Consider the following 16,783-nt stretch of genomic DNA (forward strand, 5'->3'; position numbering starts at 1 on the left):
TTAACGCAGCATCCCCATGATCATCCGCCTGACATCAGTGATATCAAAAGGTTTATCAACCAACGCTGACACACCGCTTTGACGAACGCCATTGAGTTTGGCGGTGTTATCTTCTGAGGTAACCATCATCACTGGAATATGCTTAAATTCTTCGCTATGTCTTAGTGCTTCAACAAACGCTGCGCCATTCATCACCGGCATGTTGTAATCGGAAATCACCAAATCTGCGGCACGCTCTGATAGCTCCTCAAGTCCTTGTTTCCCATTATTAGCTCGGCGAATATCAACTATCCCTATATTTTGTAACACTTTAGAAATATGGTTCTGAGCCGTTTTACTATCATCAACAACTAATACTGAAATTTCTCGAAGACTTTGCTCTATTTCACTATTGTCGTGATCTTCAGGCTCGATATAACTGAGTGTGGCATTCAGTGCATTGACTAAATCTGAAAACTGAAATGGTTTGGGTAGAATAGCCACAATACCCGCTTGTTTTATCGCATCTAATGAATGAAATTTATCTTCACTAGAAATCAACATATAAGCGGTAGATTCAAGCAAGGTATTATTACGCAGAGCCTCAATTAAATCAGTTGCTGTACCATCATCAAAATACATTGGGCTAATGACTAAATCTGGAAATTTCGAAACGGCAACGTCATAAGCACTCGTGCAATTTTCAGCAAATAGAAACTGATCAATTCCAGCTTCATGTAGTTTTCTATGAATAATATTGCGCTGCGTATGCGATGGCTCAACCAACAAAATAGTAAGTTCCGAAAGGGATAGTGATTGCATAAATCCTCACACTGAATAACAACAATCCGTTATAGCTGTATATTTGTCTGCTTTTAATTTAGCTTAATTTTAGTATCAATGTAGCCCATTAAGCTAAAAATCGATAACTGTACTCAGAGCACAAAACTAACAATTACCTGACAAACCGAGTAAAACAAGCCATCATCAATCTTTAGGCTCTTGAAATTAGGTCTTCTCATCCCCATCTCAAAGGCAAAGTCACCGAAGGAAATTTTTATGTCTACAGCTGAATATATCGTTGATATCACGATGGAAAATGCCAAATCCATTTTGATTGACCGATCGTTTGAAACCCCTGTTGTTATCGATTTTTGGGCTGATTGGTGCGAGCCTTGTAAAGATCTCATGCCTATTTTAGAAAAATTAGCCAATGAGTATCAGGGCGCGTTTACCTTGGCTCGCGTAAATGCAGATGCGATGCAACCACTAGCTGGACAATTTGGCATCCGCAGTCTGCCAACCGTAATGATCATGCAAAACGGCCAGCCTGTGGACGGCTTTGCGGGCGCACAACCTGAAGGTGCAATCCGAGAAATACTGGAGAAATATCTGCCCAAAGCCGAAGATATCAAGCTCAACGAGGCCAAAGAATTTCTAGAAGCGAACGATTTAGCCAATGCATTAAACGCCGCCAAAGAAGCTTGGGATATCGATTCAAAACGCACTGATATACACTTTATGTACATTCGCGCATTAGTTGCGAATAATCGCTGGGAAGAAGCTAAAAAATTACTAAATGAAACCAAACTTGAAGATCAACAAGCTGAATATCACGAATTACTCAGCCAAGTTGAACTGTTAGAAAAAGCATCTGATACGCCGCAAATGCAAGCGCTTGAAAAAAGGATTGAACAAAACCCAGAAGATGATGAGCTAAAAGTTCAGCTGGCGGTTCAATACACTCAAGCCAATCGTAATGAAGATGCGCTAGAGCTTTTATTTAGCATGCTGAGCAAAAATTTAGACAGTGCCAATGGTGAAGCAAAACAGACATTTTTAGACATCGTCAACACGCTTTCAGGCGATCCGATCGCCTCAAAATTCCGTCGTCGCTATTTTAGTCTGCTTTATTAAGAAAAAATCAAGGCGCATTTGCTGCGCCTTGATTCATTTAGAACTTAAAGGATTTTTGCAAGGAACTGCTGTAATCGAGGATGTTCTGGATTATCAAAAACCGCTTGTGGTGTATCATCAACCAACAATGCGCCTTCTTCCATAAATAACACTCGGTCTGCAACCTCTTTGGCAAACCCCATTTCATGGGTCACGATTGCCATGGTCATCCCTTCTTTGGCCAAACCTTTCATAACATCGAGCACCTCACCGACCATTTCTGGGTCAAGCGCAGATGTTGGTTCATCAAATAACATTAAATCGGGTTTCATCGCCAACGCTCTAGCAATTGCCACACGTTGCTGCTGCCCCCCAGATAAATGCGTTGGATAGTTGTTCATACGATCTGCTAATCCAACTCGTTTCATCAGCTCTTTAGCTTGTTCTGCAACTTCTTTGGCAGGACGTTTTGCGACTTTTAACGGCGCTAACATCACGTTTTCCAATGCTGTTTTATGAGGGAACAGGTTAAAGCTCTGAAACACCATCCCAACATTTTGGCGAAGCTGATTGATATTGGTTGATTTAGCATACATATCGATGCCATCAACCATAATTGAACCGGCGCTAATCTCTTCAAGCTGGTTAAGCGTGCGTAAAAACGTTGATTTACCAGAACCTGACGGCCCAATAATTACAACCACTTCACCACGATGAATCGTTGCTGAAACCGCTTTAAGTGCGTGACAACCATTTGGATAGAATTTATCAACTCCATTGGCAACCACCATTAATTCATTGCTTTGTTGATTAGTCACTGGCAGATAACCTCTTCTCTAACCGTTGAATTCCCCACGACAGTGAGCCTGTTACTAGCAAGTAAAGTGCAGCAACCGTGAACCATACTTCAAATGGCGCAAAACTCCCACTAACCACTTCGCGTCCAGCTTTTGTTAAGTCAGTAATCGAGATAACAGAAACCAGTGATGAATCTTTAATTAAGTTGATGAACTGTCCAGCTAGTGGCGGAAGAATTTGTTTAAATGCCTGCGGCAAAATCACATATCGCATCGCCTGTGGATAGGTCATCCCCAAAGAACGAGCGGCTTCCATTTGTCCATTTGAGATAGACTGGATCCCAGCTCGAATAATTTCAACAACATAAGCCCCGGTAAAGACCGATAATGCAACCACGCCTGCAGTAAATCGATCGAGATGTAAGACCGTACCAATAAAGAAATAAACAATGAAGATTTGAACCAATAACGGCGTGCCACGAATCAATTCCACATAAGTCAGTGATAGATCCCTGGCTAACTGATTTTTAGCCACCCTCATCAGCCCAAAAATAAGCCCGAGGATCACGGCAAAAATCAAGGAGATAAATGATATTTCAATGGTCACCCAGAGCCCGACTGCAATCGGTCCAAACTGCCATTGATTAAGTTGCGCAACAACATCGCCTTCATAGACCATATCGCCATCGCCAACTGTTAATTTATCATATTTTTTAATAACCTGCGGAGTACTCTGACCCAAGAGCTGAATGCTCAAGTGGCCATTTTTAATATATGCGGTTCCATCACCCTGAGCACGAATATCCTGCGCTTGAGTGTTGATCACATATGGCCACAATCGCTCCCAGTGCCAATTATAGTTAATTCGCTGACCCGATTGATAAACACCGAAAATCAGCAGAGCCATGATCACGACGAATAAGCCATGACCTGTCCAGCGGTTAGTTTTAGACTGCATTCGAACATTCTCTATATAAAATCAAACAAGGCTAGCTGAGCATTTCGCTCAGCTAGCTTCAAACTCTACTGGACCTGACTCAACCAGCGGTCTGATTTAAACCAATGGTCATAGATACGTTGGTATGTACCGTCACCTTTGGTTTGACGTAAGAAGTTATTAAGGAAGTTCAGAAAATCTGGATCGCCCTGACGAACAGCCCATGCCAGAGGTTCATAAGTAAATGGTTTGTCTAAGAAGACAACTTGTTTTTGATGCTGAGATGCATAAATTGCGTTAAATGGCATATCGTAAACGAATGCATCTGCTTTACCGTTAGCAACCTGCAATACTGCATCAGCTTCGGTATCAAACAGCTGCTGTTTGGCTTTTGACATATAACGTTTTGCAGCCTGAGAACCAGTAGTACCCAGTTTAGAGGCGATTGTATATTTAGCGTTATCTAAGTCTTTGTAACTTGTGATTTTACCTTTAAGTGAAGGTTTAATCAGAATTGTCTGACCGATAACAATGTATGGATGAGCAAAGTTAACTTTCAGGTTACGTTTAGGGGTAATCGTCATACCACCCATGATGATATCGCATTTACCTGTTTGCAGAGCAGGAATAATCCCATCCCAAGCAGTATTTACAGGAACAAATTTAACGCCCATTGCGCGTGCCATCTGTTTACCCATATCAATATCAAAGCCGATGAAACGACCATCTTTGGTTTTCATTTCAAATGGCATGTAACCTGCTTCGAAACAAACTCGCAGACTACCACTGTCCTGAATCTGTTCTAAAGCTGATTTAGCCATTGCCTGTGTGCTTGCGAGCGCCGAACAAGCTAAAGCCAGTCCTAATGCAGCATGAGTAAAAAATTTTTTCATTATTTCCATCTCTACTTTTTTATGATTATTCACCGTAAAAATCCGATTTACGGTATATGATGTTGTGTTTATGTGAATTATCAAAACATGATTGCTTCGATAAGACCTTACCATAATGCGACAGACTGGTGCATTATTTCAATAGGTCAAATGGATTAAGTCATTAATTTTGCCGTTTATAGTGTTTAACCATGGGAACGACTGACTACATGATTATTTAATCGACAAATCTAATGAATCAATTTTGTACAATTATAGCTATTTTCCGGCGCTTTTCTCTGCTTTAGGATGCATCGATTGCTCTTGGTCATAAAGTTACGTAATCTTGATCTCATTCATTCATTGAGTCAGGAAAATTAGATGTCTCAAGTTATCGCTCAACGCCTGCAACAGATTCGTGCATTCATGCAGGCAAAAAATCTGGATGCTTTTATTATCCCGCGAGCCGACGAATATCTCGGCGAGTATGTGCCAGCATGCAACGAACGACTATTGTGGGTGAGCGGTTTTACCGGTTCAGCAGGAGCGGCAGTCATTCTCGCGGATAAAGCAGCAATATTTGTTGATGGACGTTATACCGTGCAAGTTCGTCAACAGGTTGATGCGCAGCTTTATAGCTTTCACCATTTAATTGAAGAACCGTATCTATTCTGGACTTGCCAGAATCTTGATGAAAATGCCCGTATTGGGATTGACTCGCGAACCTTTAGCCTTTCTCAGTACCGCAATATTAAAGCTCTTATCGATCATCAACATCTTGAATTAGTCGAATCAGAAAACCCAGTCGATGCGCTTTGGCAGGATCGCCCCGATGCACCAAGTGACACAGCAACGCTAATGCCTAACGATTGGGCCGGACAAACCAGCCTTGAAAAACGCGAACAGATTGCTGAACAGATTCGCCAAAGTGATGCTCAAGCAGCGTTGATTACAGCCCCGGATTCTATCGCTTGGTTATTGAATATTCGCGGCAGTGATATTGCATTTTTACCGGTTGCTCTAAGTAGCTCGATTCTGTTTGCTGATGGCACCATGCATTGGTATGTAAATCCTAAAAAAATTCCGCAAGGATTTGCGCAGCACGTAGGTAAAGGCGTAACCACGTATCCAGAAGATACATTTGAACAGGGGTTAAATCAGTTAGCACAAACCTGCCAAAAAGTGCTTGCAGACCCATCCAGTAGCAATGCTTGGAGCCAGTTACGCTTAACCGATAATGGCGTTCAACTGGTGGCACTTGCCGACCCGTGCGTGCTACCCAAAGCGGCCAAAAATGAAAGTGAACTAAAAGGTACGCGCGAAGCTCATCGCAAAGACGCTCTGGCAGAAGTGCGCTTTTTAGCCTGGCTAGATAAATGTGCTCAGCAAAACAATCTTCCAGATGAAGGACAAGCGGCAGATAAACTTCAGTATTTTCGTTATTTAGATAAAGACTGCATCGACTTAAGCTTTGCCACAATTTCAGCAGCCGCAGTCAATGCCGCTATGTGTCACTACAATCATAAAAATGCCGATACGCCAGCACCGCTGCTGATGAACAGCAGCTATTTAGTGGATAGCGGCGGCCAATATCGCTTTGGTACAACTGATATTACTCGTACGGTTGCGCTGGGCACGCCACCACAAGAAACTAAAGAGCGTTTTACTCAGGTTTTAAAAGGGATGATTGCGCTCACTCAAGCTCGTTTTCCTAAAGGCACAACAGGGACACAGCTTGATGTTCTGGCTCGTCAATATTTGTGGCAACACGGGTTAGATTTTGATCATGGCACAGGCCATGGCGTTGGCCACTTCTTAAGTGTCCATGAAGGTCCGCAACGCATTTCTAAAGCGTTAAATGATATTGCCCTTGAACCTGGAATGATCACTTCCAATGAACCTGGCTTTTACAAAGAAAATGAATATGGCATTCGTTGTGAAAACTTATTGGTTGTAGAAAATGCTGACCTTCCTGATGCTGACCGGCCATTTTATCAATTCGCGACACTCACCTACGTGCCCTTTGATAAACGCTTAATGCAGTTAGAGTTACTGACCGATACCGAGCGAGCTTGGATCAACGATTATCACCAACAAGTGCGCGAGCTAGTCAAACCGCAAATTCCAGAAGATGAAACAGATGTTTTAGACTGGTTGATTAACGCTACCAGCGCCTTATAACGTCAAACTCAATCATTAAGCCTTCCTCTTTGGAAGGCTTTTATTTTGCAACTTGCGATGCCTGATAACTTTGCCACTCATTGGTTTTACTTAGTGCAATATTAACAATCGAATCATGAGGCAAATGGGCATGCTCAGGTAATAACTGTCCTAATGGAACAACCTTAATCTGGCGCTGGCGAGCCATTTCCAACCACTTACTAAATAACCGAAACTGAGCCTGACCTTCGATTTCAGCGTGGATGTTATAAACATTTAACTGCGCAGGTTTAATCTTAGAAAAGATGACTTCATTGTAGTTTTTGCGAGTTACCCCTTTGGTATAAATCAGCTCTTCATAGGTTGGTAATGTCACCGGAATTTGTGGCACGGCCCCCGATTCAGGGACAAAGATGGAAGATCCTTTGCAGTCACTATTGTAGCGAAATGGAAACGCTTCTTTCTCGGCCAAAGACGGCTCACTACAACGCCAGCCCGCTGCTGCACTGCAAGTTACTTCTCGGCCCAATATTTGGCTTAATAGCTGGTAACCTTTCTCAAGCTCGACTCGAAGCTCTAGGACCGACATTCTAGACGATTTAGTGGTCCATTTATGATGATCCCAAGCGTGCAATCCCACTTCATGGCCGCTACGGTCCGTTTGCTGGATAATATCAGCCACGCGCCAGCCGATAACCGAGCCACGCCAAAAAGCACCTTTGAAGTGATGTTCAACCCCAGCGAAAGAGGTTCGAACGAACTGACTAAAGTAGGTCGGATCCCATAAACGCCAAAAACGTCGTCCATTATTGTCGGGGCCGACAGAGAAGAAAAAAGAAGCTTTTACCTGATATTTATCTAAAACATCCAGTAATCGGGGAACACCTTCTCTTGCGCCTCGATAGGTATCGACATCAACTCGTAGCCCAACGATTGTCTGTTCTTGCTCCATATCACAATGCATCTGAATATCAATTTGCTTCAACCAATAAGCAATTTACTGGTTCCCAGAGAATTTCATTACCATCAGTAATGACTTCTCTTATTAATATTGTATGGGATTTACCTATTCAAACTCAAAGCTAAGTTGCAATTATTATCAATAATCCGATTAGCGAGACTTCACTTTCTCAATAAAATACATCCCTACGAGCATTGCAAGGACAAACAATCCCAGCGGCCAAGCGCCACTGGTTAAGCTAGTGAGAGCGGGACCTGGACAAATTCCAACTAATCCCCAACCAACACCAAAAATAGCCGCGCCAAGCACCAACTGGACATCGATTTTGCGACGGGTCGGCAATTCATATCGCTGACCCAGAATCGATTTCTCACGACGTTTAATCACCAACCAATAACCCGATGAGAAAACAATAATCGCCCCAACCATAACAAATATTAGTGTTGGGTCCCACTGACTACTCACATGTAAAAAGCCAATCACTCGTGTAGGGCTAACCATGTCCGAGACAACCAACCCGACACCAAATAGCAATCCGGCAATCCAAGCGACAACGACCATCGTTATTCTCCTAATGAATCAGCGAAGCGGTTAACATACCAAACGCAACAAACACGCATGTTGCGACAATAGAACGGGGCGACAAACGAGAAACCCCGCACACCCCGTGACCACTGGTACAACCATTACCTAAACGTGTCCCGATGCCGACTAAAAAGCCACCGACCACTGCCATCCAAGGATTAACTTGGTGAAAATCAGGTAACTGCAAGCCTAACGGATTCAGCAGCCATGGAGCCATGATCAAGCCAGCGACAAACGCGCACTGCCATAGAGGAATTTTTTGCGAGCGAACCAACAACGCCGAAGTAATACCACTAATGCCAGCAATTTTGCCGTTAAACAGCATTAAAATAAAAGCAGCTGCACCTATCAGAGCACCACCAATTAAAGCCATTATCCAGCTGTGTTCCATTGTCATCCCTCTTGAACAGTTTCAAGCCAGTCTCGATATGTACAATACCCCCCCGTTAGATTCACGACCCGAAAGCCAAGTTGGCGTAACATACAACTGGCCACATGCCCTCTTAGACCCACTTGGCAATAAACCAACACCGATTGGGCCGGATCCAATTCACTGGCACGTTGTCGTAAACTATCCAGCGGTATATTTATCGAATCAGCAATAACACCTGCTTTTAGCTCGCCAGGATTGCGAATATCCACTATTTGTCCGACGAAATCTTTAACCGATTCGCTGTATATCAGCTCATCGTCACCACGCAACCAATTGGCAGCGACAAAACCGGCGAGATTGAGTGGGTCTTTGGCACTGCCATAAGGCGGCGCATAACATAATTCGAGCTCTTCTAAATCATACACATTCATCCGCGCTTGTATTGCCACTGACAAAGCATCAATGCGTTTATCAACGCCCTCTTTACCAATGGCTTGAGCTCCTAATATCTGCCCGTTTTCTTTTAAGTAAAGAAGCTTCAGATGGATTTGTGAGGCACCAGGAAAATATCCGGCATGCTGATTGGAATGAATATAAACTTTTTGGTAATCAACCTCAGCCTCTTTAAGAGCGCGTTCATTCACACCAACAGAGCCGACACTCAGGTCAAAAACTCGGCAAATAGCTGAGCGCTGTACCCCACGGAAACGGCGCTCATGGCCGAGCATATTGTCTGCGGCTATTCTTCCTTGACGATTAGCAGGCCCCGCTAATGGCACGTGCGCTGGATAATTCAGAACCCAATCACAAACCTGGATAGCATCACCAACAGCATAAATATCACTTTCACTGGTTTGCAGGTATTCATTCACCCAAATTGTGCCGCGAACCCCAAGCTTAAGCCCGGCATCTTCTGCTAGCTGATTCTCAGGTTTAACGCCAACCGCACAGATAAGCATTCCCACTTTAATACTCTGGGAGCTACCATCATCAAGGAGCAATCCATCCGGCAGACTCTGAATTTTGCGCAATGATTTGTGAAGATGAAGCTCAACGCCATGCGCTAATAAATTATGGTGAATAGGCGCGGCCATTTCAGGGTCAATACCTGCCATCACCTGAGATTGAGCTTCAATAAGAACAACTGTTCGATTAAGCTTGCGCAGCGCTTCGGCAATTTCAAGGCCGATAAAACCACCACCTAAAACCGCAATCGGCAAATTAGGTGGACTTTGCTGCAGTTGCGCGATAATTGAATCCATATCAGGCAACGAACGAAGCACCAAAACACGAGGGTCATCAATACCGCTAATATTAGGAAGAATTGGCTGAGCCCCGGGGCTAAGCAGCAGTTTATCGTAGCTCAGAGAGTATTGTTTATCACCGTCTACAACCTCGAGGATATGTTGACTGGGGTCAATCGCAATGGCTTCGTGGCCAACTCGAACATCGACATTAAACCGCTTAGAAAATTGTTCGGCGGTTTGAACAAGCAATTTTTCCCGTTCAACAATTTCTGTACCGATGTGATAAGGCAAACCACAATTAGCGAACGAGATGTATGGTCCTCGCTCAAGCAATGTAATCGAAACCTTCTCATCCATACGACGTAGTCTTGCAGCAGCAGACGCACCTCCTGCAACACCACCGACAATAACGATATGTTTCATAACGATCCTTTGTTATTTAGAAAAATCTAATGGACTATATATTAGTTTTTTCTAAAATAAAAGTTCAATCAATACTAAATTCATAGTACAGATCAATAGCATTTTCTAGACCGCTGACCACTTCTAAATAAAACTTAGGAATTAATTGATAGCGAAGTGTTATTTCGTTACTTGCTTCAAACATTCCGCGGCCATATTTAAGCTGAACTCCCGGAAGCAGATAACCACTGAGTTGTACCTGAGTATCATCGCCACTGCCACTGGTTGATAAGCTCAACTGCTTAATTCCCACCCGATCGCCAAGTTTGGTCACCAGCTCACCGGTTTGATTTAATCCGGTGCTAAGTAACAATGATGTTAATGCCGAGCTATCACTATCATCAGTTATGCCATGGCCACGTAACAGATACGAAAGCTGCTCATTTTGCGCCATGCTCGGATCGGAAAAGAGACTCACCGTCAATTGTTTAGGCGTACCAGAAGCGGTGACGCCAACGGTCACATCATCTTCGGTTTTTTCCGGGTCGCGAATCGCTTTGACATTAATCATTGGACTATTGGCAGATCCTGAAAAGGTCAACGTTCCCGATTGGATCTCTAGATATTGTCCATAAGCGATAAATTTCCCATCTTGAAGGCCAATTTGCCCAGTGGTTTGCATCGCTTTGCCTGATGATTGCTGAACATTTAGCTTCCCTGCGAGCTGAGTGGTTAAACCAAATGCATCCAGATATAGCGAGTCACCTAAATCAACCGTTACATCCATATTTAACGCTCTAGAGGCAACCGACTTTTGTTTGGCATCGACAATAGATACGTCAGATGAGAGCGACGTTGCTTTTTGCGGCAGTTTTTTAACTTTTATCATGCCCTTATCGACCTTCAATTGCCCTTGAATTTGCATATTATCGCTATCAACAGCTAATTTAAGATCTGGTGAAACCACTAAATCTGCTGGCGGATAATGCACGCCCAGATGATCGCCTTTTAGCGCCAACTGCCCACTGAGCTGTGCATTTTGCCAACTGACATGCCCTTGCCAGCTCGCTTTATGGCCATGGCTTAAAAATGAGCCACTGATTTGGGCTTGGCGATGCGCAAGTTTAATATTGCTACTTAAATTTTCTATCGCAAGCGGCAAATTAGGCCCTTCAAGCTTGCCATTGCTAATCGCAATATTGCCGCTTAAGTCAGGGTTATTAAGCCCACCAGCAATGCGCAAACGCCCGTTCAATTGCCCATCTAATTGGCTCAAAGAATTAATCAGCGACGTATAGGGCGCCAATTGTAGATGCGCTAAAACAACATCGCCTTGCAGCGGATAATGCTGGGTTTTATCTAAACCGATACTAAGATTTGCTTGAGTATCACCAAGCTGCTGGCTTTTAGCTTTAAGTGCCAAAGCTGCTTTAGCACCGGTCAGTTGAGCATTGAGCTGAACGCTCTGATAGCCATATTCAACAGTTTGTGCCGAGCTTAAAGTTTGAATTAACTGACCATTTACGCTGGATAATTTTAACGATGCAGTAAGTGGTTGCCCTTTATTTCGGCTAAGCGAAAACTGGCCATTTAGATGAGCTTTGCAACTTAAGTTTTTAAGCCAAAGCGCGGCTAAAGGCGCAAGCTCTAATTGCTGAACTTTACCTTGCACTGCCAATTTATTAGCACTTATGATAGTCGGTTGAGTTAAACAAACGCTTGCGCCGCTATTTTCTTGTGTTAAACACAGTGGTGAGAGCGTTAACTGCTGTTGATGAATGGCTATTTTCGCTTTTTTGGGCAAATTAAAACGACCGACAGGTGAGCTTAACGCTAACTTATTAAGATTTCCCTGCCATTTATTGATATCGCCCTGGCCCGCTATATTCAGCGCTAAAGACTGTTTGGAATTTTTAATCTGCACCGTCAATTGCTGGTTAGCATTTAACGGATGGCGGTAATGAATATCCGCGGCAATATTCTGATAGTTTTGATAGTGTGCTTTTTTAAGCACTAGCGATAATTGCCCGGGTAAACTCTTCGTCAACTGAAATTTTGCCGATGAGCGAAGCGATGCAATCGCTGTATCATATTGGCTTATTTTCAGCTCCTGGCCATCCACATCCCAACTAACAAAGGGGCTTAACCGTGGCCCTGATAAAGCCAGTTTGCCTTGCAATTTACCTGCATCCAGCCATGGTAAAACAGCTAAGTTATTTAGCTTAAGCACGGCGGTTAAATTAAGTTTTTGATGTACGCTGCCGCTTACAAAAAGCCTATTGTCGGCTAACTTGGCTCTTACATTTAAGTGGTTAACATCATCTTGCACGCCTTTGGCCTCAAGTGCGATGGACCAAGGATGCTGTTGCCAAGTGCCAGAAAGCTTATCGCTTTTAATATGCCAGTGATTATCAACATAACTCGCCGTTGCTAATCCATTGATCAACGGCATTGACTGACCTGTCCAAGCGGATAAGTCGAGCTGGTGAATAGTCACTTTTGAATGAGCGACTAATTGAGGCGACCAACTCAGCGCTCCGGTTGCTTTAAGCTCTCCTGCGCCGCTTTTAGCACTCAATTCAAATTGTGGGATCTGGCGATAATCACCACCGAATGTTGACTTGATATCAAGCGGTTCAATACTGACAAGCTGCGAGCTTAATTGCCCTTGATAACCTTTTAGTGAACCTTGAAGAGCAAGTTGCGCCTTCATTTGTTTAATCGGTTGTAACTCTTTGGCGCTAGAGTTTGCCGTAAGTTTCAGCGAATACGGCAAGCTTCGGGAGAGCCAGTTCAGCTCCCCTGAGATGTTTAGATTCGCTTTTCCCTGATAGTTCGCATCGATATGCAAGGCCGAAGCAGGCCCCACACCTTTAGCTAAAACCTGCCCAATATTCTGACAATTTGCCTTGAGATTAAACTCAGATTGATATGGCGATGTTAATTGCAGCTTTATTTGCCCGCTCATTGAGCTTTGAGATGAGTCAACGGCAAGCCGAGTGATATTGAGCTGTTGTGAATCTAAAGAGCCTTGCAAGTAGGCCTTATGAACTGCCACCGTTTGCGACAAATTTAACTGCCCATCGACAAGCTGTAAGTCTTTAATATCGATTTGATACGGCAGTTGCAATACGCTTAGATGGTGAGTCAAAGAGCGGCTCAGCTGTTGTGGAACTGCCGTAGGCTCACTTTTGGATGTGCTTGAGCGTTGCGCTTTAAGCGAGTCATCCTGATAGCGCCAATGCTCAAGTTTCAACGCGTTTATCTGAATGCGTTGTTTTACCCAGCTAGCGTTCAGAGTGAGCTTTCGCCAACTGATATCTTGTCCATCAATATTGATGTGAGCGTTTCGAAAATCCACGCCTTTGAGCTTAATCGGCCAAAATGCAGCCAAAGCTTCGGATGATGCATTCGAGTTGTCTGTTGACTGCGTTGGGCTAGATTTAATAGCCACATCAAGACCATCAGCCGTAAGCTTTTCAACACACAATTGACTGTGTAATAAACACTTCGTACTCAGATCTATTTTGGCATGACTAATCTGGATATGTTGCTGATTGGTTGTATATTTAAGCGTTTTAAATTCAAGGCCACTTAATAAAGAGCCACTACTACCTTCAATTGATAATCCAGGGATCTGTTTAGAAAAATAGTGAATCACCCATTGGTTTGCACTTGAGCTACCAACGAGCAACAACGCACAAATAATCACTGCGACCAACAGAGCCAGTAAAATATATAAACTGCGGCGTACCCACCTCATAAATCAGACCCTATTGAAAAATGAATTCGCCAATGATCGTTTTCCTCACTTTTAACCAGCGGTTTAGCAAAATCAATCCGAACCGGACCAATTGGTGTTAACCAGCGCAAGCCAACCCCGGCTCCAGCATAAAGTCGTTCATCAAAGTTATTAGCGGCGGTACCTGTGTCATAAAATACAGCGGCGCGCCATTTATCAGCAAACTGATAATTATATTCAAGACTTCCTGTCGCTAGATATTTACCCCCGACCAGATCGCCAGAACTATCGCGCGGAGAAATTGATTTATAACCATAACCGCGAATGCTCTCATCGCCACCGGCAAAAAATCGCATGGACGCTGGCACATCGGAGATATGGTTAACAATAATCACACCACTGGTGGCTCTGGCGATAATTCGGCTTCGACCAAAACTGCGCAGCCATTTGGTATGTGCTTTTAATTTCGTTAATGCGACATCAGAAAACCACTCGGGGCTTGAAACTTCAGCCATAAATGATTCGGTATCGCCCCAGGATGGGTCGGCTTTGGGTCCTTGGGTACGAATTCGGCTTAAACTAAACCCCGGCATAAATAACAGCGTCGAATCATTCTGCTGACCTTGTCGATAGTCTTCATAAAGCGTTTTAAAGAAGATTTGCGGCGTCCATTGTGGGTCCCAATCCCATTGTCGCAGCAGCGTAATCAAATGGCTGCGACTGTCAGTATCGTTATCAATTTCGCGCTCATAACCGGTTTGCAACGCAATATAATCGTTCACCGGGTTGGTCACCGGAATTCGATACTCAGTTGAGAGAGTCTGATCGGTTTTAGATGCTTCAATACTGGCACTAAACTGATGGCCCCAGCGGTTAACCCATGGGTGATTCCATTTAAACTTACCTTTAACACCTTCATCGGTTGAATAACCAAGGCCAACACCAAAAATATTCGCACTCTTGCGCCTGAGATCGACATTCAAATCAACTTGGCCATTGTTGCGTTTGCCCATTTTGGGCGTCACTAACACCGATCTGAAATAACCGGTTTGATTCAGTGATTGACTAAAACTTGCCACTTTTTGCGCATCATAAGGAGCGCCTAAAGAGAAATCAGCAAGACCAGTTAATAACTTGGTCGGCACATCTGGGCTTGAAAAATTAATTTTACCAATGCGATAGCGAACGCCACTGTCATAATGCAGATGAATCACAGCTTCTCTTTTCGCGCGAGTTACGCTGACCTTCGCTTGTGAAAAGTGCCCATCAAAATAGCCATGCGAGCTAGCATATTCATTGACGGCTGATTTAAAGGCATCGTAATCACCACTATTAAAGATATCTCCTTCGTGCGGCGCTTGATTTTTAAACAACACTTTAAAATCAGCTGAGTCGTTTAATTGCCCTGATAGCTGCCAATCAAAGCGAGTAATTCGCACCGGGGTACCCGGTGTAATATGAACATTAACTTGAATGTCATCATCGCTGCGCTCAAGCTTAATTTGCGCCTGAGCGGCAAAATACCCTAACGCTTCGAGCGCCTCACTCACCTGTTTTTGGGAGTGCGCAATAATAAATTCATCAGAGTTATCATTCGATAAATTCTGGGCTTTTAAAAAAGCTTCAACATTCGCCCGCTGCGGTTGAGTGCCACCATCGACCTGATAATTTATGCCAGCAATCACGGGGCTACTTATCAACCAAAGAAGCAACGCAAGTCTGCGCAACGGATTTTCCTGATACAATAGCAATACACTTTATTATTGTTACAGAGTTTTTAATTAGATGAAACCTGACTTATCGCGTTGGCCCAAACCTGTGATTGCGCTGGCAGGATTTAGCGGCTCAGGTAAAACCACTTTATTATGCCAAGTGTTAGAAATAATCAGCCACCAGGGGATCCGGGTGGGTGTGATAAAACACAGTCACCATGATGTCGAGCTGGACAAACCTGGCAAGGATAGCTATCGACTCACTCACAGTGGTGCCACCCAAATGCTATTAAGCAGCCCCCAGATGAGTGTTTTATTTTCTAAACAGACTAATCATGATGATTTAGATAGCCAATTACAGCGGCTTTGTTGGGATGAGCTTGATTTAGTAATTGTTGAAGGTTATCGGCACAGCGATGTTCCAAAACTCGAGATTCATCGCCCTGAACTTGAGAAACCGCTGTTAGCTGCAAGCGATCCATGGGTTTTCGCGATTGCAACAAATCAGCCACTTGAGCAAACTCAATTGCCTTTGTGGCCTTTAAATCAACCGCAAATTATTGCTGATAATATTCTGGCGCTTTGTTTAAAAAATACTCAGAAAAACAACAAGTAATACGCTTTTTGATGGCAAATATTTAAGAGATATCAACCGAACGGCTCTTTAAAAACAGCTCCATTGCAGCCACTGTTTCGACGCTGCAATGATGCTCAATGCCTTCGGCATCACCTTGGGCGACCTCTTGAGGAACACCTAAAGAGAGTAGTGTTTGAAATACGATTTTGTGGCGCTTAGCAACTTGCTCAGCCATCTGTTGCCCTTCAATCGTTAAGAAAATGCCGCGATATGGACGCGCTTCTACCAGTCCATCGCGCTTTAAGCGACTCACAACCTTAGAAACAGCCGCAGGACTCACACCAAAGCGAATCGCCAAATCACTGGAGCGCGCCTCGCCATATTTGGCATGCATCTGCGCTATCTCTTCGACATAATCTTCGACCAACTCTCGCTGATGGTCTTCTTTTACTCTTTGAAAATATTGGTGTTGTGGCACAACCCTTACCTATTGTTATGTTTATCTGAGCTTGTGACGAGCAAGGTTATCTTTATACCCTATTA

At 43.7% G+C, this 16,783-nt stretch carries 14 protein-coding genes; 3 read left to right on the forward strand and 11 right to left on the reverse strand.

Annotation, left to right across the window (positions count from 1 at the left end; all coding sequences use genetic code 11):
• Positions 1–801, reverse strand: coding sequence for a response regulator transcription factor (locus ABTQ23_RS14555; RefSeq protein WP_408616470.1), 801 nt, complete (start codon positions 799–801; stop codon positions 1–3).
• Between the two features lie 237 nt (positions 802–1,038).
• Between ABTQ23_RS14555 and ABTQ23_RS14560 the strand changes: the two genes are divergently transcribed.
• Positions 1,039–1,896 (forward strand): tetratricopeptide repeat protein, encoded by an 858-nt coding sequence (locus tag ABTQ23_RS14560; protein WP_408616471.1) that lies wholly within the window; start codon positions 1,039–1,041, stop codon positions 1,894–1,896.
• 44 nt (positions 1,897–1,940) lie between these two features.
• Here the strand turns inward: ABTQ23_RS14560 and ABTQ23_RS14565 are convergent, their stop codons facing one another.
• The 3 genes from ABTQ23_RS14565 to ABTQ23_RS14575 all read right to left on the reverse strand — a co-directional run bounded on the left by ABTQ23_RS14565 (position 1,941) and on the right by ABTQ23_RS14575 (position 4,502).
• Entirely contained in the window at positions 1,941–2,666 is a 726-nt protein-coding gene (locus tag ABTQ23_RS14565; RefSeq protein ID WP_408616530.1) for an amino acid ABC transporter ATP-binding protein, read from the reverse strand.
• Positions 2,667–2,685: 19 nt separating this feature from the next.
• Positions 2,686–3,630 carry an amino acid ABC transporter permease gene (locus ABTQ23_RS14570; protein WP_408616472.1) on the reverse strand — a complete coding sequence of 315 codons (945 nt, stop codon included), beginning with the start codon at positions 3,628–3,630 and terminating at the stop codon, positions 2,686–2,688.
• Positions 3,631–3,695: 65 nt separating this feature from the next.
• Entirely contained in the window at positions 3,696–4,502 is an 807-nt protein-coding gene (locus ABTQ23_RS14575; RefSeq protein WP_408616473.1) for a transporter substrate-binding domain-containing protein, read from the reverse strand.
• 360 nt (positions 4,503–4,862) lie between these two features.
• On the opposite strand from ABTQ23_RS14575, the gene ABTQ23_RS14580 reads away from it, so the two are divergent.
• Positions 4,863–6,662, forward strand: a complete 1,800-nt coding sequence (locus ABTQ23_RS14580; protein ID WP_408616474.1) for an aminopeptidase P family protein — start codon at positions 4,863–4,865, stop codon at positions 6,660–6,662.
• A gap of 40 nt (positions 6,663–6,702) precedes the next feature.
• Here the strand turns inward: ABTQ23_RS14580 and ABTQ23_RS14585 are convergent, their stop codons facing one another.
• The 6 genes from ABTQ23_RS14585 to ABTQ23_RS14610 all read right to left on the reverse strand — a co-directional run bounded on the left by ABTQ23_RS14585 (position 6,703) and on the right by ABTQ23_RS14610 (position 15,678).
• A complete protein-coding gene (locus tag ABTQ23_RS14585; RefSeq protein WP_408616475.1) occupies positions 6,703–7,626 on the reverse strand; it encodes a polysaccharide deacetylase family protein in 924 nt (307 codons plus the stop codon).
• A 126-nt stretch (positions 7,627–7,752) separates the two neighbouring features.
• Positions 7,753–8,163, reverse strand: a complete 411-nt coding sequence (locus tag ABTQ23_RS14590; RefSeq protein ID WP_408616476.1) for a DUF6691 family protein — start codon at positions 8,161–8,163, stop codon at positions 7,753–7,755.
• A 10-nt stretch (positions 8,164–8,173) separates the two neighbouring features.
• Complete coding sequence (locus tag ABTQ23_RS14595) at positions 8,174–8,578, reverse strand: YeeE/YedE family protein (RefSeq protein WP_408616477.1); 405 nt, start codon at positions 8,576–8,578, stop codon at positions 8,174–8,176.
• Positions 8,579–8,580: 2 nt separating this feature from the next.
• On the reverse strand, positions 8,581–10,230 hold the full coding sequence (locus tag ABTQ23_RS14600; protein WP_408616478.1) for an FAD-dependent oxidoreductase: 1,650 nt from the start codon (positions 10,228–10,230) through the stop codon (positions 8,581–8,583).
• A gap of 64 nt (positions 10,231–10,294) precedes the next feature.
• Positions 10,295–13,972 carry an autotransporter assembly complex protein TamB gene (gene tamB, locus ABTQ23_RS14605; protein WP_408616479.1) on the reverse strand — a complete coding sequence of 1,226 codons (3,678 nt, stop codon included), beginning with the start codon at positions 13,970–13,972 and terminating at the stop codon, positions 10,295–10,297.
• The gene (locus tag ABTQ23_RS14610) at positions 13,969–15,678 is read right to left on the reverse strand and encodes an autotransporter assembly complex protein TamA (protein ID WP_408616480.1); all 1,710 of its coding nucleotides are present in this window, start codon (positions 15,676–15,678) and stop codon (positions 13,969–13,971) included. Before ABTQ23_RS14610 ends, tamB begins: the two co-directional genes overlap by 4 nt.
• 58 nt (positions 15,679–15,736) lie before the next feature.
• Between ABTQ23_RS14610 and mobB the strand changes: the two genes are divergently transcribed.
• Positions 15,737–16,279 (forward strand): molybdopterin-guanine dinucleotide biosynthesis protein B, encoded by a 543-nt coding sequence (gene mobB, locus ABTQ23_RS14615; protein WP_408616481.1) that lies wholly within the window; start codon positions 15,737–15,739, stop codon positions 16,277–16,279.
• A 22-nt stretch (positions 16,280–16,301) separates the two neighbouring features.
• Here mobB and mntR read toward each other — a convergent pair whose 3' ends face one another.
• A complete protein-coding gene (gene mntR, locus ABTQ23_RS14620) occupies positions 16,302–16,718 on the reverse strand; it encodes a manganese-binding transcriptional regulator MntR (protein ID WP_408616482.1) in 417 nt (138 codons plus the stop codon).
• Positions 16,719–16,783: the final 65 nt, after the last annotated feature.

It is taken from the genome of Celerinatantimonas sediminis (genome assembly GCF_046054195.1).
GTDB lineage: Bacteria > Pseudomonadota > Gammaproteobacteria > Enterobacterales > Celerinatantimonadaceae > Celerinatantimonas.